The sequence below is a fragment of the Streptomyces sp. NPDC006259 genome, assembly GCF_042870975.1.
GTDB lineage: Bacteria > Actinomycetota > Actinomycetes > Streptomycetales > Streptomycetaceae > Streptomyces.
In genome coordinates, this window is sequence record NZ_JBIAHY010000007.1 from 262,637 (window position 1) to 285,512 (window position 22,876).

A 22,876-nucleotide genomic window follows, 5' to 3' on the forward strand; every position below is an offset into this window, starting at 1 on the left:
CGAGAAGCCCTGAGAGGCCGACCGTCCGGCGAGGACGGCCGGTCGGCCCCCGCGGAAGACCACCGGCGACGACCGGCCGGTGGTCACCGGCCAGGGAGCCCGCCACCACGGCAGGCGCACCGGCGAGCGATCCCGCGCAGGCGCTCCGTGACATCCGTGGGGACGAGGAACGACGGCTGCGCCCTCGGCGTCCGGCCCCCGGCCGGCGGCCCGCGAAGGCGGTGGTCCCGGCCGGAAGCGGGCCGACGGGGGATGGAGGGAACGGCTGTCGGTCGTCGTCCCCTCCGCGATGCCGCCGACAGAGGCGCGGATTGTATAAACGTGCATCGGGACGTATAGTCATGCCATCCAAGAGGAGGGTGGACATGGCGGTACGTGCGGCAGTGGCCGGAGCGAGCGGGTACGCGGGCGGCGAGGCGCTGCGCCTGCTCCTCGCGCACCCCGAGATCGAGATCGGTGCCCTCACCGGCAACTCCAACGCGGGACAGAGACTGGGAACCCTCCAGCCGCACCTCCTTCCGCTGGCCGACCGCGTCCTGGAGGAGACCACCCCCGAGGTGCTCGCCGGACACGACGTGGTCTTCCTCGCGCTCCCGCACGGGCAGTCCGCCGCCGTCGCCGAACAACTCGGACCGGACGTCCTCGTCGTCGACATGGGCGCCGACTTCCGGCTCCGTGACCCGGCCGACTGGGAGCGGTTCTACGGCTCCCCGCACGCCGGGACCTGGCCCTACGGCCTCCCCGAACTGCCGGGCGGCCGCGTCGCGCTGGAGGGGTCCAAGCGCATCGCGGTGCCCGGCTGCTATCCCACGGCCGTCTCCCTCGCCCTGTTCCCGGCGTACGCGGCGGGCCTGGCCGGGACCGAGGCCGTGATCGTCGCCGCCTCCGGCACCTCCGGCGCGGGCAAGGCGGCCAAGCCGCACCTGCTGGGCAGCGAGGTCATGGGGTCGATGTCGCCGTACGGCGTCGGCGGCGGGCACCGGCACACGCCCGAGATGATCCAGAACCTCAGCGCCGCGGCGGGGGAGCGGATCTCCGTCTCCTTCACGCCCACGCTCGCGCCGATGCCCCGCGGCATCCTGGCCACGTGCAGCGCCGCCGCCAGGGCGGGCGTCACCGCCGAGTCCCTGCGCGCCGCCTACCAGAAGGCCTACGCCGACGAGCCCTTCGTGCACCTGCTGCCCGAGGGCCAGTGGCCCGCCACGGCGTCCGTCCACGGTTCCAACGCCGTTCAGGTGCAGGTCGCTCTCGACGAGTCGGTGGGCCGCATCATCGCGATCAGCGCCATCGACAACCTGACCAAGGGCACCGCGGGCGGTGCCGTCCAGAGCATGAACATCGCCCTCGGGCTCCCCGAGGCCCTGGGACTTTCCACGATCGGAGTCGCACCGTGAGCGTCACGGCAGCCAAGGGATTCACGGCGGCGGGCATCGCCGCCGGGATCAAGGAGAACGGCAACCCGGACCTGGCCCTCGTGGTCAACACCGGGCCGCGCCGCGCCGCCGCCGGCGTCTTCACCTCCAACCGCGTCAAGGCCGCTCCGGTCCTGTGGTCCGAGCAGGTCCTCAAGAGCGGCGCCCTGTCCGCCGTGATCCTCAACTCCGGCGGCGCCAACGCCTGTACGGGACCGAAGGGCTTCCAGGACACGCACGCCACCGCCGAGAAGGTCGCCGAGGTCCTCGGCGTGGGCGCCGGCGAGGTCGCCGTCGCCTCCACCGGCCTCATCGGCCTCCTCCTGCCGATGGACAAGCTCCTCCCCGGGGTCGAGAAGGCCGCCGAGGCGCTGAGCGAGCACGGCGGCGAGAAGGCCGCCATCGCCATCAAGACCACCGACACCGTCCACAAGACGTCCGTCGTGACGAGGAACGGCTGGACCGTCGGCGGCATGGCGAAGGGCGCGGGCATGCTCGCCCCCGGCCTGGCCACCATGCTGGTCGTCCTCACCACCGACGCCGACCTGGACAGCGAGACCCTGGACAGGGCCCTGCGCGCCGCCACCAGGGTCACCTTCGACCGCGTCGACTCCGACGGCTGCATGTCGACCAACGACACCGTGCTGCTGCTCGCCTCCGGCGCCTCCGACGTCACCCCCGGGTACGCCGAGTTCGCCGAGGCCGTCCGCGCCGTCTGCGACGACCTGGGCCAGCAGCTCATCCGCGACGCCGAGGGCGCCAGCAAGGACATCAGGGTGGAGGTCGTCAACGCCGCCAGCGAGGACGACGCCGTCGAGGTGGGCCGCTCCATCGCCCGCAACAACCTCCTCAAGTGCGCCATCCACGGCGAGGACCCCAACTGGGGCCGCGTGCTCTCCGCGATCGGCACGACCAGGGCCGCCTTCGAGCCCGACCGGCTCAACGTCGCCATCAACGGCGTCTGGGTGTGCAAGAACGGCGGCGTCGGCGAGGACCGCGACAAGGTCGACATGCGCTACCGCGAGGTCCACATCGTCGCCGACCTCGCGGCCGGCACCGAGACCGCCACCATCTGGACCAACGACCTCACCGCCGACTACGTCCACGAGAACAGCGCGTATTCCTCATGAGCACCACCCGCAAGCACACCGCGCTGCCCAAGGCCCAGATCCTCATCGAGGCGCTGCCCTGGCTGACCCGGCACAACGGCAAGACGGTCGTCATCAAGTTCGGCGGCAACGCCATGATCGACGAGGACCTGAAGGCCGCCTTCGCCCAGGACGTCGTGTTCCTGCACCACGCGGGGCTCAAGCCCGTCGTCGTGCACGGTGGCGGCCCGCAGATCAGCGCCGCCCTCGACAGGCACGGCATCGTCAGCGAGTTCAAGGCGGGCCTGCGCGTCACCACCGAGGACGCCATGGACGTCGTACGGATGGTGCTGGCCGGGCAGGTCCAGCGCGAGCTGGTCGGACTGCTCAACCAGCACGGCCCGCTCGCCGTCGGGATGACGGGCGAGGACGCGCACACCATCACCGCCGTCAAGCACCGGCCCACGATCGACGGCGAGTCGGTCGACATCGGGCGGGTGGGCGAGATCACCGCGATCGACACGGGCGCGATCGAGGCACTGCTCGCCGACGGCCGTATCCCGGTCGTCTCCTCGATCGCCCGTAGCCAGGACGACCACCATGTCTACAACGTCAATGCTGATACGGCGGCTGCGGCACTCGCTGCTGCGCTGGGCGCCGAGACCCTCATGGTCCTCACCGACGTCGAGGGTCTCTACGAGGACTGGCCGAACTCCGACGAGGTGATCAGCCGCCTCACCGCTTCCCAACTGGAGAAGCTGCTGCCGGAGTTGTCCGCCGGCATGGTCCCGAAGATGGAGGGCTGCCTGCACGCCGTGCGAGGCGGCGTCACCACCGCCCGCGTCATCGACGGACGCGTCCAGCACTCGATCCTGCTGGAGATCTTCACCGACGAGGGCATCGGCACGATGGTCGTGCCCGACGAGAACGAGGGGGAGTCGTCATGAGCAACGCCGTCACGGGCAACGAGGAGCTGACCGAGCGCTGGCAGAGCGCGCTCATGAACAACTACGGCACCCCGCTGCTGCCCCTCGTCCGCGGCGAAGGGACCCGCCTGTGGGACGCCGACGGCAACAGCTACCTCGACTTCGTCGGCGGCATCGCGACCAACGCCCTCGGCCACGCCCACCCGGCCGTCGTCGAGGCCGTCACCCGGCAGATCGGCTCCCTCGGCCACATCTCCAACTTCTTCATGGCCGAACCGACCGTCGCCCTCGCCGAACGGCTTCTCCAGCACTTCGGCCGGGAGGGCAGGGTCTTCTTCTGCAACTCCGGCGCCGAGGCCAACGAGGCCGCCTTCAAGATCGGGCGGCTGACCGGGCGCACCCACGTCGTGGCCACCGAGGGCGCCTTCCACGGCCGTACGATGGGCGCCCTCGCGCTCACCGGGCAGCCCGGCAAGCGGGACCCCTTCCTGCCGTTGCCCGGCGACGTCACCCACGTCCCCTTCGGTGACGCGCAGGCGCTGGCGGCCGCCGTCACCGAGGAGACCGCGCTCGTGATCATCGAGCCGATCCAGGGCGAACTGGGCGTCGTCGTCCCGCCCGCCGGCTACCTCAAGGCCGCCCGCGCCATCACCGCCGCCACCGGAGCCCTCCTCGTCCTCGACGAGGTGCAGACCGGGATCGGCCGCACCGGGCACTGGTTCGAGTACCAGGCCCACGAAGGCGTCCTGCCCGACGTCGTCACCCTCGCCAAGCAGCTCGGCGGCGGCCTGCCGCTCGGCGCGACCGTCGCCTTCGGCCGGGCCGCCGAACTGCTCCGGCCCGGCCAGCACGGCACGACGTTCGGCGGCAACCCGGTCGCCTGCGCGGCCGGACTCGCCGTCCTCGACACCATCGAGAACGACGGGCTGCTGGAGAACGTCAAGCGGCAGAGCGAGAGGCTGCGGAACGGAATCGAGGGTCTCGGCCACCCGATGATCGACTCTGTGCGGGGCGCGGGCCTCCTGCTGGGTATCGTGCTCACCGAGCCGCTCGCGCCCCAGGTGCGCCAGGCGGCTCAGGAGGCCGGCTTCCTCGTCAACGCGCCCGCCCCCGACGTCGTACGGCTGATGCCACCGCTGAACCTCGGCGACGACGAGGTGGACGCGTTGCTCGGGGCACTGCCCAGCATCCTCCAGGCAGCGCACGGGGACGGACGATCCGGGGAATGAGACGACGATGAGCCAGGCGCAGGACCACGAGCAGCACGCGGCCAACGGGCCCGCCGTGCCGCAGACCCGCACCGCACGCCACCGCCGGATCGTGGACATCCTCAACCGGCAGCCAGTGCGCTCGCAGAGCCAGCTGGCGAAACTGCTCGCCGACGACGGACTGAGCGTCACCCAGGCGACGCTCTCCCGCGATCTCGACGAGCTGAACGCGGTGAAGATCCGTAACAACGACGGCGATCTGATCTACGCGGTGCCGAGCGAGGGCGGATTCCGGACGCCGCGGGCCCCGCTGGGGGAGTCGGCGAAGGAGGAGCGGATGCGGCGCCTGTCGGCGGAGCTGCTGATCTCCGCGGAGGCCTCCGCGAACCTCGTGGTCCTGCGTACGCCGCCCGGCGCGGCCCAGTTCCTCGCCTCGGCGATCGACCAGGCCGAACTCCACGACATCCTCGGCACGATCGCCGGCGACGACACGCTGCTGCTGATCAGCCGCGAACCGACGGGCGGCCAGGCCCTGGCGGACCACCTGCTGAGGCTGGCCCAGAACACGTGAGGCTCCGCCGGCCGGGGCGGTTCCCCGGGGGGCGGGTGAGCGGGGCCGGTCGCGCGGTTCCCCGCGCCCCTGGGGGATGCGGTCAGCCGCCTCGCCCGGCGTGCCGCGGGCTGTGGGCATGCGGGGCGGCACGGGTGGGCACGGGCGGCACCCCGTCGGCGCCGGATCGCGCCACCCGCCTCCCGGCACCGGCCCACGGTCGGTCGATGCCGGCGTTCAGCCCAGCCGGCGTGCCAGACCCCCCGTGCACCGCACCTCGTCGCCGGCCGTGATCAGCAGTGCCTCCACGTCCGGGAGCGACTCCAGCCACCGAAGGCCGTCCCGCGAACCCATCGCGAACGCGGCCGTCGCCCAGCAGTCCGCCCACGTCAGCCGTGGCGCGACGACGGTCACGGCGACCAGGTCGGTCACCGCGGACCGGCCCGTGCGGGGGTCGACGATGTGCGCCCCCCGCTCCGCCGTCCCCGACGTGGCCACCGCCAGTTCGTCCGCACCCGCCGCCGAGACCACCGCCGCCAGCCCACCGGGCCGCAGCGGATCCGACACGCCGACCCGCCAGGGCCGGTCGGGACCGGGCACGCCCAGCAGTTGCACGTCCCCGCCCCCGTTGACGCTCACCCCGCTCACCCCCGCCGCGGCGATCACACGCGCCGCCCGCTCGGCCGCCCAGCCCTTGACGATCCCGGTCGGGTCGAGCCGGCCCCCCGCGTAGCGCATGCTGAACCAGCCCTCACTGGCGCGCTCCGCCTCGGCGCCCAGGCGCAGCACCTCGGCCACCTCGGGCTCGCACTCCTCGACGGTCAGTTCGCCGCGCGCCAGCCGGGAGACCTGACTGTCCTCCCGGTAGGTGCTGAACACCTCGTTCACCCGGTGCAGCCCGGCGACCGCCTCGTCGAGGGCCGCCCGCACCGCACGGGGTTCCCCGCCGCGGACGTCGAAGGAGAAGACGGTCCCCATGACCTCCTCCGCGTGCCGCACCACCGCGGGAGCCTGCGCCGGTTCGGCCACCGTGTCAGCCACCGGCCTGGTCCAGCGCCGACTGGAGGGATTCCTTGTAGCCGGCGCTGGTGTACGTGGCGCCGGAGACGGCGTCGATGTCGGCGCTGCCGGCGGCCACGGCGGCCTGGTCGAGCTTGGGGACGGCGTCGGCGGTGATCCGGTCGCTCTGGCCGCCCTTGGGCGCCTGGACCGTCTCCGCCTTGGTGATCCTGCCGCCGCTCACGGTGATCCGCACCTGCACGGTCCCGTACTGCGTCTGTGCCGCCTTCCCGGTGAAGGTGCCGCCCGCCTGGGCGTTCCCCGAGGCTTCCGGCGCCTTCGACGGTGGTGTCGCGGACCGGTCGCCCGAACCCTGCGCCCCCGCACTCGCGTTGGCCTTGTCGATCGCGGACTGGAGGGACTTCCGGTAGCCGGCGCTGGTGTAGGTCGCCCCGGACACGGCGTCGATGCCGGGGCTCTGCTTCGTGACGACGGCCTGGTTGAGCTTGGGGACGGCGTCGGCGGTGATCCGGTCGCTCTGGCCGCCCTTGGGCGCCTGGACCGCCTCCGCCTTGGTGATCCGGTTCTTGCTGACGGTGATCCGGACCTGCACGGCCCCGTACTGCGTCTGCGCCGCCTCCCCGTCGAAGGTGCCGGTCACCTGGGCGGCACCGGCCGCTCCCTGGGAGGCACCCGCGCTCGCCTTCATCCTGTCGATCGCCGACTGGAGGGACTTCCGGTAGCCCTCGCTGGTGAAGGTGGCGCCGGACACGGCGTCGATGTCGGCGCTCTGCGCGGTGACGGCGGCCTGGTTGAGCTTGGGCACGGCGTCGGCGGTGATCCGGTCGCTCTGGCCGCCCTTGGGCGCCTGGACCGTCTCCGCCTTGGTGATCCTGCCGTTGCTGACGGTCAGGCGGACCTGTACGGCGCCGTACTGCGTCTGCGCCGCGTCACCGGTGACCGCTCCGGGCACGGCCGCCCCGGCCCCGCCCTGGGCGGCTTCCTGCGCCGCCGCGCCCGCGCCGGCCGCCTGGGCGGCACCCGGGTCCGACGCCGGCTTGAGTGACAGCAGCAGCACGATCCCGGACACGGTGGCCGCGCCCGCGAGTACGACGCGCCGCAGAGGGTGGCTTTTCTTCATCGCTCCTGATTCCCGTTGCTTGCCGTGTTGCTTCCGTGGATCCGTGGATTTCCGTCGTCACATCTCGAACGACTCGTGGTGGATGCGGCGGGCGGGGACCCCGGCGCCGCGCAGTGCCTCGTAGACGTTCTGGGCGAAGCCGGCGGGCCCGCACATGAAGACGTCGTGGTCCTCGATGTCCGGCAGCTTGCGTTGCAGGGACTCCGACGAGATGTCGGGGCGTTCCCCGTCGGGGCTGTTGACGGCGTACATCAGCCGCGCCCCGCGCTCGTCGGCGATCTTCGCCAGTTCGTCCCACAGCGCCAGGTCCTGCGTGCTGTTGGCCCGGTAGAGGAGCGTGATGTCGCCTTCCCCGCCGGGCAGCGTCTCGAACAGCGCCCGCATCGGCGTGATGCCGACGCCGCCGGCCACCAGCAGGACCTTGCCCTGGCTGCGCCGGGACGCCGTCAGCGCGCCGTACGGCCCCTCGGCCCACACCTTCACACCCGGCTTGAGTCCGCGCAGCGCGGAGCTGTGGTCGCCGATCGACTTGACGGTGATGCGCAGCAGCTCGGGGCGGGGGGCCGCCGACAGGGAGTACGGGTGGGAGCTGAACCGCATGCCCGGCGCCAGGAACCGCCACCGGAAGAACTGCCCGGCCTCCGCGCCGATCCGGTGCAGCTTGCGCCCGCCGATCAGCACGGACACGATGCCGGGCGTCTCCTCGATGACCGCTTCGACGTACATGCGGTGGCGCAGGTTGAGCCGGATCGGGGTGAGGACGCGGTACCAGACGACCAGCGCGGTGACCGATCCGTACAGCGCGTACCAGGCGGTCTTCGCGGCGGGCTCGACGGCGAAGTCGTTGCCGGTGGTGATCTGGTGCCAGAACGTCAGGAACACCGCGGCGTACGTCATCAGGTGCACGTGGTACCAGGTGTCGTACGGCATCCGGCGGCGCACCGGGCCGATCGACGCCAGGCCGATGACCACCAGCAGGGCGGTGCCGATGGCGGCCTTGCCCATGTCGGGCAGCTGGCCCACGGAGTCGATCGTCTGCTGCACGATGTCGCCGAGCGACTTGCCGGCCTGGAGCGCGTATCCCCACATGATGAGGAAGACGTGCGCGAAGGTGAGGCTGAGCGTGTAGCGGCCGGTCATCGCGTGCCAGCGGGCGACGCGGTCCGAGCCGACCCGGCGTTCCAGCGCGGGCACCCGGGCCATCTGGAGGACGACGAGGGCCATCAGGTATCCGGCGAGCAGGCCGGTGATCCGTCCGGCGTTGAGTATCTTGCCGTCCGTGTCCGCGATGGACGGGGTGTTGCTCCACCACAGCCACAGCACACCCGCGGCGCCCGCCCAGACGGCGAGCAGCAGCGGGACGGCCGGGGAACGGCGCGGACGGATCCGGCGCATCGTCTGGCGGCGGGCGGCACGGCCGCCGGCGATCGTCGTGGTCACTGTTCCTCCGTGGCTACGGACCCTTGGCCAACAGATACGGGCCACGACCGCGGAGTGTTCAGCGTCGCGCCCAGCGGTCCACCGTTCGGCAGTGGTTTCCGTGGCGGCCCGGCGACGGGATCAGTAACGGATGATCGCCGTCCGCCCGCCGTCCGTGCCGATCGCCAGGTGCGGACGCCGCGGCGGCCGGGCCCACGCCAGGATCCGCCGCATCGCGTCCGCCGGTACCGACACGCAGCCGGCCGTCGCCCCGCGCCCGTCGACGTGCAGGAAGATCCCCGCCCCGCGACCGCGCACCGGCTCGCGGTAGTTGAACCCGATCACCAGGGCGTGCGCGTACTGGGCCCGGTAGGTGATCAGGTGCTCGGACTCGGCGGCACGGCAGTCGGCCGCCCGTGGCTCGGTCCACCGGTTGTAGGAGCGGGACGCGTTGTCCTGGCACCACCAGGAGTCCTCGCGCACGGGACGGTACGCGTACGTCGTCCCGCGGGGCGGCGCCTCGATGCCGAACGCGAACGGGAGGTCGTACAGGCCGGTCGGCGTCGTGCTGGTGCCCTGTCGGCGTACGGCTCCCTCGACCAGCCCGCGCGCGCCGAACCGGGCCGGTGCGGAACCTGCCCGGACCCAGCGGCCGTCCCTGCGGTCCCACCAGGTGAGGGTGCCCGCGGTGGCACCGGTGGTCGGGGCCACCGCGGTGATCAGCTGGGTGCCGCCGCCCGTGTCCGCCATCCGCGCGGGCAGCGGCGGCGGGGGAGGCGCGGGGGACGCCGCCCGTCCGGTGCCCGGAGCCGCCCCGAGGAGGAGCGAGGAGGCGCAGACGAGGGCGGCGGCGAGGGCACGGGGGCGCATGGTCCGACGCTAGGCGGGGGCGGCCGCACCGGCAGGCCGGGGTGGGCCGACCGTGCACGGCACCGCCCGCCCCGATCCGCCGGTCGGGTCACCGGTGCGGAGGCACCCGGCAGTCACGGGACGCGACACCGTGCCCACGCGCGTCAGAACGGACGCTGCGGAAGGGGGAGGGGGAGTCCGGGGAGTCCGTCCATGCTCGTCGCCACGTGCTCCTTCTTCGCGAAGTAGGCGCTGAGCGACTCGTCGTCCTCCCGTGCGAACCGTTTCGCGTGCAGATCGCGGTCCTCGTCGTACGTCATGAAGGGCACCGCGTATCCGCAGGTGTCCCGGACGAGTTCGGCGTGCACGACGATGACCGCCCGCAGCCCGTGCGGGCCGGGGTCCATCTCGGGGAAGTGGGCGAGGAGGCCCGGGAAGCGGGGGTCGTCACGGAAGACCGGTTCGCCGCGGCCGTGCACGCGCACGATGTTGGGCGGGCCCTGGAACGCGCACCACATCAGCGTGATCCGGCCGTTCTCCCGCAGATGCGCGATCGTCTCGGCGTTGGAGCCGGCGAAGTCCAGGTAGGCGACCGTGTGTTCGTCGAGGACGGCGAAGGAGCCCCTGAGGCCCTTGGGGGAGAGGTTCACCGTGCCGTCGCCGGACAGCGGCGCGGTGGCGGTGAAGAAGAGGGGCTGCTCCTCGATGAACGTGCGGAGCCTGCCGTCGATGTGTGCGTAGGTCTTTCCCATGTCTAACGATTATTCGGGAAAGTCTTTCGGGTGTCTAAAGGTTTCCGGTATCGATCCGGCACCGCGGTGGGACCCGTGGTCGGTGGACGGCGCTCCGCGCGCCGCGGCGGCCGCCCCGGCCGGCGTTCTTCGGGGCGGTCGCCGCGCCTGTCACGTCACTTGTTCAACGTGCAGGGCGCGAGTGCTTCCAGGCCCTGGGGCTTGGCGGCGGTGCGGCCGATGGCGGTGGCGATGCGGTTGACGGTCGAGACGCGCTTGTCCTTGAGGGGGCCGAGGATGGCGTTGTTGACGAAGTTGGGGCCGCCCTGGCCGACGGTGTCGACGAGGCGCTTGTTGGCCTCGGCGATCTGCGTGTTGAGCAGGGTGAGGTTGCGGTCGACCTCGGCCTTGGCGGTGGCGGGGATCGCGGGGAGCCGGGAGGCCACGTCCGGGCAGCTGATCGTGCCCGCGGCACCGGCGTTGCCCGCGTTGCCCGTGTTCCCCGCGTTGCCGGCGTTCCCGTTGTTCCCGGCCGGCTGACTGGCCGCCGCGGTCGGGGTCGCCGCCCCGCCGGTGTTGACGCCACCGCCGTTGAGGGCGCAGGGCGCGAGTGCTTCCAGGCCCTGGGGCTTGGCGGCGGTGCGGCCGATGGCGGTGGCGATGCGGTTGACGGTCGAGACGCGCTTGTCCTTGAGGGGGCCGAGGATGGCGTTGTTGACGAAGTTGGGGCCGCCCTGGCCGACGGTGTCGACGAGGCGCTTGTTGGCCTCGGCGATCTGCGTGTTGAGCAGGGTGAGGTTGCGGTCGACCTCGGCCTTGGCGGTGGCGGGGATCGCGGGGAGCCGGGAGGCCACGTCCGGGCAGCTGATCGTGCCGGGGGAGGCGAGCGTCTGGGCGTTCGTGCCGCCGCTCTCGGACTTCTCCTCCCCGGCGAGGGCGGAGTTCACGACCACCGCGCCGGTCAGCGCCAGCGCGGCGGCGCCGCCGATGACCGCGATGCGACGCTTGTTGTACTTCGGAAGGGCCCTGGACATGCGGATGCCTCACTTGGGTCAGGAGTGGGTTTGCCAACGCGGCGCCAGCGTTCAGCGGTGAGTACGGGTAAGCGGTTGCCGTTGTTCAAAGGATCTTCGAAAACTCTGCGGAACCGTGCGGGCGGGGCGCCTCGGGCCGCGCCGGATTGACGAATCATGCATGACTCTGCATACTCATGCATAAGGTTGAGGTGTAGCGGTGAGGAGCAACGCAAGTGAGCAGCAACAGCGGTGACGTACGGCTCTGGGGCGGCCGTTTCGCCGACGGTCCCGCCGAGGCCCTGGCGAAACTGTCCGCCTCCGTCCACTTCGACTGGCGGCTCGCGCCCTACGACATCGCCGGCTCGCGTGCCCACGCGCGCGTCCTCCACAAGGCGGGTCTGCTCACCGACGACGAGCTGACGGCCATGCTCGCGGGCCTGGACCGCCTGGCGGCGGACGTGGCCTCGGGCGACCTGGTCGGCACCATCGCCGACGAGGACGTCCACACCGCCCTGGAGCGGGGTCTGCTGGAGCACCTCGGCCCCGACCTCGGCGGCAAGCTCCGTGCCGGCCGCTCCCGCAACGACCAGGTCGCCACCCTCTTCCGGATGTACCTGCGCGACCACGCCCGCATCATCGGCGGCCTGATCGCCGACCTCCAGGACGCCCTGATCGGCCTCGCGGAGGCCCACCCGGACGTGGCGATGCCTGGCCGCACCCACCTCCAGCACGCTCAGCCGGTCCTCTTCGCCCACCACGTCCTCGCGCACGTGCAGCCCCTGATCCGGGACGCCGAGCGGCTGCGCCAGTGGGACGAGCGCACGGCCGTCTCGCCGTACGGCTCGGGAGCCCTCGCCGGTTCCTCCCTCGGCCTGGACCCCGAGGCGGTCGCCAAGGACCTCGGCTTCGAGCACGGCAGCGTGGGCAACTCCATCGACGGCACGGCCTCCCGCGACTTCGTCGCCGAGTTCGCCTTCGTCACCGCGATGATCGGCGTGAACCTCTCCCGGATCGCCGAGGAGATCATCATCTGGAACACGAAGGAGTTCTCCTTCGTCACCCTGCACGACGCGTTCTCCACGGGCTCGTCGATCATGCCGCAGAAGAAGAACCCGGACATCGCGGAGCTGGCGCGCGGCAAGAGCGGCCGTCTGATCGGCAACCTGACCGGTCTCCTGGCCACCCTCAAGGCCCTGCCCCTCGCGTACAACCGCGATCTCCAGGAGGACAAGGAGCCGGTCTTCGACTCCTGCGATCAGCTCGAGGTCCTGCTGCCCGCCTTCACCGGCATGATCGCCACCCTCACCGTCCACCGCGAGCGCATGGAGGAGCTGGCCCCGGCCGGCTTCTCGCTCGCCACCGACATCGCCGAGTGGCTGGTGAAGCAGGGTGTGCCGTTCCGGGTGGCGCACGAGGTCGCCGGGGAGTGCGTGAAGGTCGCCGAGGCCGACGGCAAGGAACTGGACGAGCTGACCGACGAGCAGTTCGCGAAGATCTCCGCCCACCTCACCCCCGAGGTGCGCTCCGTCCTCGACGTTCCCGGCGCCCTCGCCTCCCGCAACGGCCGCGGCGGTACCGCGCCCAGCGCGGTCGCCGTCCAGCTGGCCGAGGTGAAGCAGGACGTGGCCGCCCAGCACGCATGGGCGACGGCCAAGGAGAAGCGGTAGGGAGACGCCGTCCGAGGGGTGCGGGAACGGCGCCAAGGGCCGCCCCGCCCCCGCCGCGGCACCGTGCGAACCGAGGTGCGGGGCGGGACGGAAGGTCATCGCGGGTTAGGTTGGTCGAAGCCGTACCGGAACCGACCGAACGGAGTCCGCGATGCCCTTCGCCCGACTGGCCGCAGCGACGACCCCGACCTGCCACCTCGGACTGGGCCTCGCCGCCGTCGGCCGCCCCGGCTACATCAACCTCGGCCGGGACCGCGACCTCGGAGCGGACCGCGGCGTCGAGGCGCTGCGCACCCGCACCCACCAACTCCTCGACGCCGCCTACGCCCAGGGCGTCCGCTATGTCGACGTGGCCCGCTCCTACGGCCGCTCCGAGGAGTTCCTCGCCGACTGGCTGACGTCCCGCCCCGACGTCGACGACATCGTCGTCGGCAGCAAGTGGGGCTACACCTACACCGCCGACTGGACCACCGACGCCGAGCGCCACGAGGTCAAGGACCACGGCGTCGGGACGTACGAGCGGCAGCGCGCCGAGACGGCCGGCGTGCTCGGTGACCGCCTCGACCTCTACCAGATCCACTCGGTGACCCCGGACAGTCCGGCCCTCACCGACAAGGAACTCCACGCCAGGCTGGCCGAGGCCGCGGCCGGCGGCCTCACCATCGGCTTCTCCACCAGCGGTCCCGCCCAGGCCGACGCCGTCCGCGCCGCCCTCGCCGTCGAGGTCGACGGCGCCCCCCTCTTCCGTACCGTCCAGTCGACGTACAACGTCCTGGAGACCTCGGCCGGCCCGGCCCTCGCCGAGGCCCACGACGCCGGACTCACGGTGATCGTCAAGGAGGGCATGGCCAACGGCCGTCTCGCCGGGCCGCACGCGCCGGACGCCGTCAGGACGGTGGCCGAGGAGACCGGCCTCGGCTGCGACGCCGTCGCCCTGGCGGTGGTCCTGCGGCAGCCGTGGGCCGGGGTCGTCCTGTCCGGCGCCGCGACCGTCGCCCAGCTCTCCTCCAACCTCCACGCGGCCGTCGTCGACCTGGAGGAGGACCAGCTGACCCGGCTCGCCGCGCTGTCGGAGGAGCCGGGCGCGTACTGGGAGCGGCGCGGCCGGCTGCCCTGGCACTGAGCGGCGAACCCGAGGGCCGATGCTGAGACGCACACGCCCCGCATGAGACATTGATGTCTCATGCGGGTTAGAGTTGTCTCATGTCAGTCGATCGTGACCATGTGCTGCGCAGCGCCGCGGCCCTGCTGACCCGGAGATCCACCGCGACCATGGACGAGGTCGCCAAGGCCGCCGGGATCAGCAGGGCCACCCTGCACCGGCAGTTCGCCGGACGCGACGCGCTCGTACGGGCGCTGGAGGCGCTCGGCATCCAGGAGTGCGAGGCGGCCCTGGACCGGGCCCGTCCCGACGACGGTCCGGCCGCCGAGGCCGTCCGCCGCACGGTCCGCGAGATCGAACCGGCCGCCGCCCTGCTGGCCTTCCTCTACAGCGAGAACCAGTTGTTCGAGGGGGAGGAGCAGAACGAGGGCTGGGCCCGGATCGACGACCGCGTCGCGGCCCTGTTCCGGCGCGGCCAGGCCGACGGCGAGTTCCGCATCGACCTGACCCCGGCCTGGCTCACCGAGGCGCTGTACGGCCTGCTGGCCTCCGGTGCCTGGGCGGTCGCGGAGGGCCGCGTCGCCCGCAACGACTTCACGCCCATGATCGTCGAGCTGCTGCTCGGCGGCGCACTGAGGAGAGAGGAATCATGACCAGCACGTTGCAGCCGGTGCATCCGGACGAGGCGGTGAAGCGCCCCGGCCGCTGGCTCGCGCTGTCCGTCCTCGTGTTCGCCGTGCTGCTGGTGGCGGTCGACGCGACCGTCCTCGGACTGGCGACCCCGTACATCAGTGAGGACCTCGAGCCGTCCGGCACCCAGCTGCTGTGGATCGGCGACGTGTACTCGTTCGTCATCGCCGGTCTGCTGGTGTCGATGGGCAGCCTCGGCGACCGGATCGGCCGCAAGCGCGTTCTGCTCGTCGGCGCCACCGCGTTCGGCGCGATATCCGTGCTCAATGCGTACGCGACGACACCCGAGATGATGATCGCCGCCCGCGCGCTCCTCGGCGTCGCCGGCGCGACCCTGATGCCCGCCACCCTCGCCCTGATCCGCAACCTCTTCCACGACCCGCGCGAGCGGAGCCTGGCCGTGGGCATCTGGGGCGCGACGGCCTCCGCCGGCACGGCGCTCGGCCCGATCGTCGGCGGTTTCCTCCTCGAACACTTCTGGTGGGGTTCGGCCTTCCTCATCAACCTGCCGGTGATGGCTGTCCTCGTCGTCGTCGGCATCCGGACCCTGCCCGAGTCCCGCAATCCCCACCCCGGCCCCTGGGACCTGGCGAGTGTGGTGCTCTCCCTCGTCGGCATGATCGCGGTCGTCTACGCCGTCAAGGAGGCCGCCACCCACGGGCTCACCCGGGCCACGGCCGGCGCGGCCCTGCTGGGCGCGGCGGGACTGTACGGCTTCGTCCGGCGTCAGCTGACCCTGCCGGTACCCCTGCTGGACATGCGCCTGTTCCGCAACCGCGGTTTCAGCGGCGCCGTCCTGGCCGACCTGCTGACCGTCCTCGGCCTGTCCGGCCTGGTCTTCTTCCTGTCCCAGTACCTGCAACTGGTGCAGGGCAGGCGCCCGTTGGAGGCGGGCCTCGCCGAACTGCCGGCCGCGGTCGGCGCGGTGGCGGCCGGCCTGATCGCCGGCCACGTGGCCCGCCGCTTCTCGGTCCGGGCGGTCGTGTCCGGCGGGCTCGCGGCGATCGGGCTGGCGCTGGCCGCCCTGACGGTGATCGACGAGAGCACCGGCTACCCGCTGCTGGGAGCGTCCCTGCTGGTCGTCGGCGTGGGCGCCGGTTTCTCGTTCACCGTGACGGCCGACGTGATCCTGTCCTCCGTCCCCAAGGAGGAGGCGGGCTCGGCGTCGGCGGTCTCGGAGACGGCGTACGAACTGGGCGCGGCTCTCGGCATCGCCGTGCTGGGCTCGATCGTGACGGGCGTCTACCGGGGCTTCCCGTCCCCGCCGGGCACGCCGGCGGGTGCGCACGAGTCACTGGGCGGAGCGGTGGAGGCGGCCTCGGGCATGCCGGCGGCGACGGCCCAGGAGATGCTGGCCTCGGCGCGGGAGGCCTTCGTCAGCGGACTGAGTCTGGCGGCGGGCGCGGGCGCGGTGGTGCTGCTGGCGACGGCGGGTACGGCATGGGTGTTGCTCAAGGGCCAGAAACTGGACGGCTCACGCTGAGGACGACGAGGCCGGGGGTGCGACCGCGACGCACCCCCGCCCCCGCCGACGGCCGCCGGAGCGCTACGCGGCCTTCGCCTTGGTGGCGTACATGTCCACGTACTCCTGGCCGGACAGCCGCATGACCTCCGTCATCACGGAGTCCGTCACCGCGCGCAGCACGTAGCGGTCGCGGTCCATCCCCTCGTACCGGGAGAACTCCATGGCCGGACCGAAGCGGACCGTCACCTTCGCGGGGCGGGGCATCCCCGAGCCGCCCGGCTGGATCTTGTCCGTGCCGATCATGGCGAAGGGCACCACGGGCGCTCCGGTCATCAGGGTGAGGCGGGCGATGCCCGTACGGCCCCGGTAGAGCCGCCCGTCGGGGGACCGGGTGCCCTCGGGGTAGATCCCGAAGACCCGGCCCTCCTCGAGGATCCGGCGTCCGGTCATCAGCGCGGCCACCCCGCCCTTGCCTCCGTCGCGGTCGACGGGGATCATGCCGACGCCGGTGAAGAACCAGGCCATCAGCCGGCCCTTGAGGCCCTTGCCGGTGACGTACTCGTCCTTGCCGATGAAGAAGACCTGCCGGTCGCAGACCAGCGGCAGGATCATCGAGTCGATGAAGGTCACGTGGTTGCCGGCCAGGATGACCGGACCGTCGCCCGGGATGTGCTCCACGCCTTCGACCCGGGGGCGGAACATCAGGCGCATGACCGGTCCGAGCACTGCCTTGATGAGCGCGAAGCGGGACAACGGGCCCTCCGATGTCAAGGAATAGCGGTATGAGTATGTGCAGGTGAGGACGATACTCGCGCCGCCGGGGGCGACGCACATCGGGTTCACCGAGGTCTTACGCACTGTTGACCTACGGGTACCCGTCCGGCCGATCCGTCGCGGGTCCGACACACGGACGCAACGATGTGTCGCACATCGCGACCCGGAGGCGCCGTGGTTCCCCGCGACCTCCGCGTCGGTGGCCGCCAGGGCCGCGGCCGGTACCGGTCGGCTACCCCGCCCCGCGCCGCCGAATCCGACGCTCCGTCATGTCGTCGTACCCCAGGCGCCGTCCATCGTCACCCGCCTGTTCGGATCCAGGTCTCCCGGCGGTCATGTCCGCGCACCTACGATCGGCGCGCACGGGACGAGCCGATGGCAGGAGGACCCTGATGGGTACACAGGAGTCGCAGAACCCGCAGACCCGGGCGGGCGGAGCCGGGCGGAGGGCGTTCCTCGGAGCCGCCGCCGCGTTCGGCGCCGCCGGAACCACCCTGGGCCTCACGGGCGCCGCGAGAGCGACCGAGGCGCGGCACGGCGGCAAGGGCATCGCGAGCCTGCCCGTGCCGACGATCATCGGGCACCGGGGCGCCAGCGGCTACCGGCCGGAGCACACCTTCGGCTCCTACCAGCTCGCCCTCGACCTCGGCGCCGACATCGTGGAGGCCGGTGACCTCGTCCCCACCAGGGACGGCCGCCTCGTCTGCCGTCACGAACCGGAGATCGGCGGTACCACGGACGTCGCGAGCCACCCCGAGTTCGCCGGCCGCCGGACCACCAAGGTCCTCGACGGCGTCCCCACCACCGGCTGGTTCACCGAGGACTTCACGCTCGCCGAGCTGAAGACCCTCCGCGCGACCGAGCGCATCCCCGCCAACCGCCCCCACAACACCCTCTACGACGGCCGCTGGACGATCCCCACCTTCGAGGAGGTCCTCACGTGGCAGGACGAGCAGACCCGCAGGCGCGGCAAGCAGGTCTGGATCTACCCCGAGCTGAAGCACCCCACCTACTTCCGCAAGCTCGGCCTGAACCTCGAGGAGCGCGTCGCCAAGGTGCTGCGCAGGCACGGCAAGGACGGCAGGAACGCCCCCGTCATCATCCAGTCCTTCGAGCCGACCAGCATCCGGCGCCTGGACGGGATGGTCGGCAACCCCCTCGTCGTCCTGCTCTCCGGCGCCACCACCCGGCCCTGGGACTTCGTCGAGACCGGCGACCCGCGCACGGTCGCCGACCTGGTCACCCCGAAGGGCCTGCGCGAGATCGCCGGCTACGCGCAGGGCATCGGCCCCACCCTCGACCTGGTCGTCCCGAAGGACGCGGCCGGCAACCTCACCACGCCGACCACCCTGGTGAAGGACGCCCACGCGGCCGGCCTGATCCTGCACCCGTACACGATGCGCAACGAGAACCCCTTCCTGCCCGCGAACTTCCGCAAGGGCACCGACGCGGACGCCTACGGCGACGTGTTCGGCGCCTACCGGGCGTACTTCGCGACCGGGATCGACGGTGTGTTCACCGACCAGCCCGACACCGGTCTCCTCGCCCGCGAGGACTTCCTGAACGGTTCCTGAACCCGTTGGGGTGACAACCGGCCGCCCGGGCAACCCGCCCCCCGGGCGGCTGCGTCGTGCCGCACATGACGTACGACATGCTCGCCACCCTGCGCCCCCTGCTCACCGCGGAGTCCGACGCCGAGGCGCACGCCACCGGAACCGAGCCCGCCGACCTCGAACAGGCCGTCTGGCTGCGCCTGCTGGAGCACCTCGCCACCGACGGTCCGCCCCTCGACCCGCAGGGCTGGCTGCGCCGCGCGGTCCGCGCGGAGTCCCGGCGCGCCCGCCGCACGGCCCGGTGGGAACGGCCGTACACGGGCGACCCGGCCGACGACGACCACGGTCCCGAGCAGCGCGCCCTCACCGCCGCCCGCCACCGGGCGCTGCGCGAGGCCGTCCGCCGGCTGCCCGCCCGCTGCTCCCGGCTCCTGGACGCCCTGCTGTCGCCGGAGGACCTCACGTACCGCGAGATCGCGGGGGAGTTGGGTATCTCACAGGGGAGCCTCGGGCCGGAACGTGCCAGATGTCTGGGATGTCTGCGACGCCTGCTCCCGCCGGAGGTTGCGGGCCGCGAAGTGCGGGGATAGGAGTGTAGGACCACAGGCGATCAGGTGAGCGGGAGGCGTGCGCACATGGGCATGAGCGTGACCATCTCGGTGGCGACCGAGCAGGATGCCGAGCAGATCTTCAGGCTTCAGTACCTGTGCTTCCAGGGCGAGGCGGCGCTGTACGGCAACTACCGCATCGCCCCCCTGGTCCAGACCCTCGACTCCGTCCGGCAGGAGCTGACCTCCGACTGCGTGTACGTGGCCCGGCTGGGCGACGAGGTCGTCGGCTCGGTCCGCGGCACGATCACCGAGGACGGCGCCGCCTCCATCGGCAGGCTCTGTGTCCATCCCCGCCTCCAGGGCCACGGCATCGGCGCGAGGCTGCTGCGCGCGGCCGAGTCGGCGCTGGCCGCAGAGCGCGGCGCCACCAAGTTCCGCCTCTTCACCGGCCATCGCAGCGAGGGCAACCTGCGCCTGTACCGCCGTGTCGGCTACCGGACCGTGGGCACGTCCCAGGGGTCGGACGGCGTCCCGATGATCGTCCTGGAGAAGCCGGCGGACGAGTTCGCCACCACGGCCTGACCGCCCGGGGTCAGCCGGCCTCCCGCGTCCTCGCCCTCCGCAGCCAGAACAGTGCGGTCAGGGGCAGCAGCACCGGGATGAACACGTACCCCATCCCGTAGTCCGACCACACGGTCGAGTCCGGGAACGCGTCCCGGTCGACCAGGGTCCAGGTGCCCACGGCCAGCACGCCCACCAGCTCGGCGGCGCAGCACACCTGCGCCGCCCGGCGTGCCGTCTCCCCGCCCCGCACCAGCGAGTACGTGATGAAGCCGTACACCAGACCGGCCACCGCGGACAGGGAGTACGCGAGCGGCGCCCGGTCGAACTCCGTCGCGATCTGGTACGCCGAGCGCGACACCGCGCCGACCACCATCACGCCGTAGAACCAGACCAGCAGCAGACCGGGCCCGCCGATCAGCCGCGCCGGCTTCTCCTCCACGGCCGTCACCTCAGCCTCCCCAGATGTCATACAGCCGCACCTCCAGGACGGCGAGTACGACCCCGCCGGCCGCGACCGTCACCGAGCCCCACCGCGTCCGCTCGGCCAGCGACATGAACCCCGCCGCCGGAACGCACGCGAGCGCGCCCAGCAGATACGCCACGAAGATCGTCGTGCCCTGCGCCGGCTCCTCGCCGCGCACCAGCAGCGCGATCCCCACGGCGAGCTGGACCAGCGCCAGCACCGAGACCACGGCCATCCCGATGAAGTGCCAGTCCTTCGTCGGCTGGTCGCGGTAGGCCGCCCAGCCGCACCAGGCGGCCAGCAGCAGCGCGGCGACACCGGTCGTCAGCGTCAGGACGTCAAGCATGCAGCGACCTTATTACGGCCGTCCGCGGTCCCTCGCGGCCGGGCCCGTGCCGCGACGCCGGGCCCGCGCGAGGACCGTGGCGTTGACCACAGGCCACTCCCCCCGCGGACCCGACGCCACCTCGCGGTGACGGCCCTCCTCGGTGTCCGCACTGGTCAAGGGCGCGGACCGGGGAACCCCGTCGGCGCATGCGCTCTGTCCACGGCTGTCCACCATGTGGACGGCTGGGCTCTGTCAGGACCGTAGGTCTGCTTTACTGATCGCATGACCACGACGAGCAGCCGCACCCTTGCGACCGAGGCGACCCTGACGCCCGGTGCTCGTTGTATGTGTCGAATGTGCGCCTTCTAGAGGGCCCCCGCACCACCCCAGTACTCGCGCCCCGAAGCGAGACGCCGTGGCACGTCCGTACGCCCTGAGTACGTGACGAGACGCCGCCCGCGCACATGTTCTCCCCCGGTTCCATCGCCACCGCGAGAACCGTGTCGCGTCCCTGACCGAATGCACCCGTGCCGGGCACACCCACGCCCGCGCACTCGACAGTGACGGAAACCCACGTGATCACCACCACGGGCCTCACCAAGGTCTACCGCTCACGCGGCCGTGAGGTCACCGCCCTCGACGGCGTCGACCTGCACGTCCGCGAAGGCGAGGTGTACGGCGTCATCGGCCAGTCCGGCGCCGGCAAGTCCTCGCTGATCCGCTGCGTCAACCTCCTGGAGCGCCCCACCTCCGGCACGGTCACCGTCGCCGGCCAGGACCTCACCGCCCTGGCCGGGCGCGGCCCGCGCGCGGGCCGGGAGCTGCGCGAGGCGCGCAGCCGTATCGGCATGGTCTTCCAGCACTTCAACCTGCTGTCGTCGCGGACCGTGCAGGACAACGTCGAGCTGCCGCTGGAAATCCTCGGCAAGTCAGGGAAGGAACGTTCCCGCAAGGCGCTCGAACTGCTCGACCTCGTCGGCCTCGCCGACAAGGCGGGCGCCTACCCCGCCCAGCTCTCCGGCGGTCAGAAGCAGCGCGTCGGCATCGCCCGCGCCCTCGCCGGCGACCCCAAGGTGCTGCTCTCCGACGAGGCCACCAGCGCCCTCGACCCGGAGACCACCCGCTCGATCCTCCAGCTGCTGCGCGACCTGAACCGGCAGCTCGGCCTGACGGTCCTGCTCATCACCCACGAGATGGGCGTGGTCAAGTCGATCTGCGACTCCGCCGCGCTGATGGAACGGGGCCGCGTCGTCGAATCCGGCACGGTCAGCGAGCTGCTCGCCACGCCCGGCTCCGAACTGGCCGCCGCGCTCTTCCCGGTGGGCGGCGAGGCGACCGGCGACGACCGGACCGTCCTCGACGTCACCTTCCAGGGCGAGGCCGCGACCCAGCCGGTCATCTCCCAGCTGTCGCGCACCTACAACATCGACATCTCGATCCTGGGCGCGGCCATCGACACTGTCGGCGGCCTCCAGGTCGGCCGGATGCGCATCGAACTGCCCGGCCGCTACGAGGACAACGTGGTGCCGATCGGCTTCCTGCGCGAACGGGGTCTTCAGATCGACGTGCCGGGCGCCGCCGACGAGCGGCCCCCGCTGGTGAAGGACGGTGCCAAGTGACCTGGTCCGAGATGCAGCCCCTGCTGGAGCAGGCGTGTTGGGACACCCTCTACATGGTGGGCTGGTCCACGCTCATCGCCGTCGCCGGAGGCCTGCCGCTCGGCATCCTCCTCGTCCTCACCGACCGGGGCGGCCTGCTGCAGAACGTCGTCGCCAACAAGGTGATCGGCCAGGTCGTGAACATCGCCCGCTCGATGCCGTTCATCATCCTCATGGTCGCGCTGATGACCTTCACCCGCTGGGTGACCGGAACGACCATCGGCCGCGAGGCCGCCATCGTGCCGCTCGCCATCGGGGCGATCCCCTTCTTCGCGCGTCTGGTGGAGATGTCCGTCCGCGAAGTGGACGGCGGACTCGTGGAAGCCGTGCAGTCCATGGGCGGCAGCACCTGGAAGATCGTCCGCAGCGTGCTCGTCCCCGAGGCGCTGCCGTCCCTGATCTCCGGCGCCACCACGACCGTCGTCGCCCTGATCGGCTACTCCGCCATGGCGGGCACGGTCGGCGCGGGCGGCCTGGGCGACATCGCCATCCGCTACGGCTACCAGCGCTTCGAGACCGGCCTGATGTGGATCACCGTGGCCATCCTGGCCGTCGTCATCTCCCTGCTCCAGTTCGGCGGTGACCTCGCGGCCCGCTCCCTGCACCGGCGGACCGGCAAGGGCGGTCCCCTCCTCCTCTTCAGGCCGCTGCGCGGCGTTCGCCCCGGCACGGTCGCCACCGACGCCGGCAAGAGGAGCTGACCCACCCCGCCCGCCACCCCC

23 protein-coding genes are annotated in these 22,876 nt (G+C 72.0%); 14 read left to right on the top strand and 9 right to left on the bottom strand.

The genetic code is table 11. The features are described 5' to 3' along the window. Window positions 1–365 precede the first annotated feature (365 nt). Genes argC through ACFYO5_RS28915 form a run of 5 tightly spaced genes read left to right on the top strand, consistent with a single transcriptional unit; the run spans window position 366 to window position 5,205 of the window. Complete coding sequence (argC, locus tag ACFYO5_RS28895; protein ID WP_356563249.1) at window positions 366–1,394, top strand: N-acetyl-gamma-glutamyl-phosphate reductase; 1,029 nt, start codon at window positions 366–368, stop codon at window positions 1,392–1,394. Then, window positions 1,391–2,542, top strand: coding sequence for a bifunctional glutamate N-acetyltransferase/amino-acid acetyltransferase ArgJ (gene argJ, locus ACFYO5_RS28900; protein WP_388714177.1), 1,152 nt, complete (start codon window positions 1,391–1,393; stop codon window positions 2,540–2,542). Before argC ends, argJ begins: the two co-directional genes overlap by 4 nt. Then, the gene (argB, locus tag ACFYO5_RS28905) at window positions 2,539–3,447 is read left to right on the top strand and encodes an acetylglutamate kinase (RefSeq protein WP_356563247.1); all 909 of its coding nucleotides are present in this window, start codon (window positions 2,539–2,541) and stop codon (window positions 3,445–3,447) included. Before argJ ends, argB begins: the two co-directional genes overlap by 4 nt. Next, the gene (locus tag ACFYO5_RS28910) at window positions 3,444–4,655 is read left to right on the top strand and encodes an acetylornithine transaminase (RefSeq protein ID WP_388714181.1); all 1,212 of its coding nucleotides are present in this window, start codon (window positions 3,444–3,446) and stop codon (window positions 4,653–4,655) included. Before argB ends, ACFYO5_RS28910 begins: the two co-directional genes overlap by 4 nt. Before the next feature lie 7 nt (window positions 4,656–4,662). After that, a complete protein-coding gene (locus tag ACFYO5_RS28915) occupies window positions 4,663–5,205 on the top strand; it encodes an arginine repressor (protein ID WP_356563243.1) in 543 nt (180 codons plus the stop codon). Window positions 5,206–5,421: 216 nt separating this feature from the next. Here the strand turns inward: ACFYO5_RS28915 and ACFYO5_RS28920 are convergent, their stop codons facing one another. The 6 genes from ACFYO5_RS28920 to ACFYO5_RS28945 form a co-directional block, all read right to left on the bottom strand. Then, entirely contained in the window at window positions 5,422–6,225 is an 804-nt protein-coding gene (locus tag ACFYO5_RS28920; protein ID WP_388714184.1) for an FAD:protein FMN transferase, read from the bottom strand. Continuing rightward, a complete protein-coding gene (locus tag ACFYO5_RS28925) occupies window positions 6,218–7,324 on the bottom strand; it encodes an FMN-binding protein (RefSeq protein ID WP_388714187.1) in 1,107 nt (368 codons plus the stop codon). The genes ACFYO5_RS28920 and ACFYO5_RS28925 overlap by 8 nt, the downstream gene beginning before the upstream one ends. 57 nt (window positions 7,325–7,381) lie before the next feature. After that, window positions 7,382–8,764 (bottom strand): ferredoxin reductase family protein, encoded by a 1,383-nt coding sequence (locus tag ACFYO5_RS28930; RefSeq protein WP_356563237.1) that lies wholly within the window; start codon window positions 8,762–8,764, stop codon window positions 7,382–7,384. Window positions 8,765–8,884: 120 nt separating this feature from the next. Next, window positions 8,885–9,613, bottom strand: a complete 729-nt coding sequence (locus ACFYO5_RS28935) for a L,D-transpeptidase family protein (RefSeq protein WP_388714190.1) — start codon at window positions 9,611–9,613, stop codon at window positions 8,885–8,887. Between the two features lie 143 nt (window positions 9,614–9,756). Then, entirely contained in the window at window positions 9,757–10,344 is a 588-nt protein-coding gene (locus ACFYO5_RS28940; protein ID WP_356563233.1) for a pyridoxamine 5'-phosphate oxidase family protein, read from the bottom strand. A gap of 155 nt (window positions 10,345–10,499) precedes the next feature. Then, on the bottom strand, window positions 10,500–11,357 hold the full coding sequence (locus tag ACFYO5_RS28945; protein WP_388714194.1) for a hypothetical protein: 858 nt from the start codon (window positions 11,355–11,357) through the stop codon (window positions 10,500–10,502). Between the two features lie 215 nt (window positions 11,358–11,572). Between ACFYO5_RS28945 and argH the strand changes: the two genes are divergently transcribed. From argH to ACFYO5_RS28965, 4 genes are all read left to right on the top strand, one after another. Continuing rightward, window positions 11,573–13,006: an argininosuccinate lyase gene (gene argH, locus ACFYO5_RS28950; protein ID WP_388714197.1), complete on the top strand. Its 1,434-nt coding sequence runs from the start codon at window positions 11,573–11,575 to the stop codon at window positions 13,004–13,006. A gap of 151 nt (window positions 13,007–13,157) precedes the next feature. Continuing rightward, window positions 13,158–14,129 (top strand): aldo/keto reductase, encoded by a 972-nt coding sequence (locus ACFYO5_RS28955; RefSeq protein ID WP_388714199.1) that lies wholly within the window; start codon window positions 13,158–13,160, stop codon window positions 14,127–14,129. Between the two features lie 80 nt (window positions 14,130–14,209). Beyond that, the gene (locus tag ACFYO5_RS28960; RefSeq protein ID WP_356563225.1) at window positions 14,210–14,761 is read left to right on the top strand and encodes a helix-turn-helix domain-containing protein; all 552 of its coding nucleotides are present in this window, start codon (window positions 14,210–14,212) and stop codon (window positions 14,759–14,761) included. Beyond that, window positions 14,758–16,281: an MFS transporter gene (locus ACFYO5_RS28965; protein ID WP_388714202.1), complete on the top strand. Its 1,524-nt coding sequence runs from the start codon at window positions 14,758–14,760 to the stop codon at window positions 16,279–16,281. The genes ACFYO5_RS28960 and ACFYO5_RS28965 overlap by 4 nt, the downstream gene beginning before the upstream one ends. 63 nt (window positions 16,282–16,344) lie before the next feature. Here ACFYO5_RS28965 and ACFYO5_RS28970 read toward each other — a convergent pair whose 3' ends face one another. After that, window positions 16,345–17,016: a lysophospholipid acyltransferase family protein gene (locus ACFYO5_RS28970; protein WP_388714560.1), complete on the bottom strand. Its 672-nt coding sequence runs from the start codon at window positions 17,014–17,016 to the stop codon at window positions 16,345–16,347. 413 nt (window positions 17,017–17,429) lie between these two features. On the opposite strand from ACFYO5_RS28970, the gene ACFYO5_RS28975 reads away from it, so the two are divergent. The 3 genes from ACFYO5_RS28975 (at window position 17,430) to ACFYO5_RS28985 (ending at window position 19,723) form a co-directional block, all read left to right on the top strand. Beyond that, on the top strand, window positions 17,430–18,611 hold the full coding sequence (locus ACFYO5_RS28975; RefSeq protein ID WP_388714205.1) for a glycerophosphodiester phosphodiesterase: 1,182 nt from the start codon (window positions 17,430–17,432) through the stop codon (window positions 18,609–18,611). A gap of 65 nt (window positions 18,612–18,676) precedes the next feature. Continuing rightward, a complete protein-coding gene (locus ACFYO5_RS28980; protein ID WP_388714208.1) occupies window positions 18,677–19,180 on the top strand; it encodes an RNA polymerase sigma factor in 504 nt (167 codons plus the stop codon). Window positions 19,181–19,225: 45 nt separating this feature from the next. Further along, a complete protein-coding gene (locus ACFYO5_RS28985) occupies window positions 19,226–19,723 on the top strand; it encodes a GNAT family N-acetyltransferase (RefSeq protein ID WP_356563218.1) in 498 nt (165 codons plus the stop codon). Between the two features lie 10 nt (window positions 19,724–19,733). On the opposite strand, the gene ACFYO5_RS28990 is transcribed toward ACFYO5_RS28985, so the two are convergent. Beyond that, the gene (locus tag ACFYO5_RS28990; protein WP_388714212.1) at window positions 19,734–20,174 is read right to left on the bottom strand and encodes a hypothetical protein; all 441 of its coding nucleotides are present in this window, start codon (window positions 20,172–20,174) and stop codon (window positions 19,734–19,736) included. Then, window positions 20,155–20,514 (bottom strand): hypothetical protein, encoded by a 360-nt coding sequence (locus ACFYO5_RS28995; protein ID WP_356563216.1) that lies wholly within the window; start codon window positions 20,512–20,514, stop codon window positions 20,155–20,157. Before ACFYO5_RS28995 ends, ACFYO5_RS28990 begins: the two co-directional genes overlap by 20 nt. 557 nt (window positions 20,515–21,071) lie before the next feature. On the opposite strand from ACFYO5_RS28995, the gene ACFYO5_RS29000 reads away from it, so the two are divergent. Continuing rightward, window positions 21,072–22,115 (top strand): ATP-binding cassette domain-containing protein, encoded by a 1,044-nt coding sequence (locus ACFYO5_RS29000; protein ID WP_356563214.1) that lies wholly within the window; start codon window positions 21,072–21,074, stop codon window positions 22,113–22,115. Beyond that, window positions 22,112–22,855: a methionine ABC transporter permease gene (locus tag ACFYO5_RS29005; protein ID WP_388714217.1), complete on the top strand. Its 744-nt coding sequence runs from the start codon at window positions 22,112–22,114 to the stop codon at window positions 22,853–22,855. The genes ACFYO5_RS29000 and ACFYO5_RS29005 overlap by 4 nt, the downstream gene beginning before the upstream one ends. The last annotated feature ends 21 nt before the right edge of the window (window positions 22,856–22,876 follow it).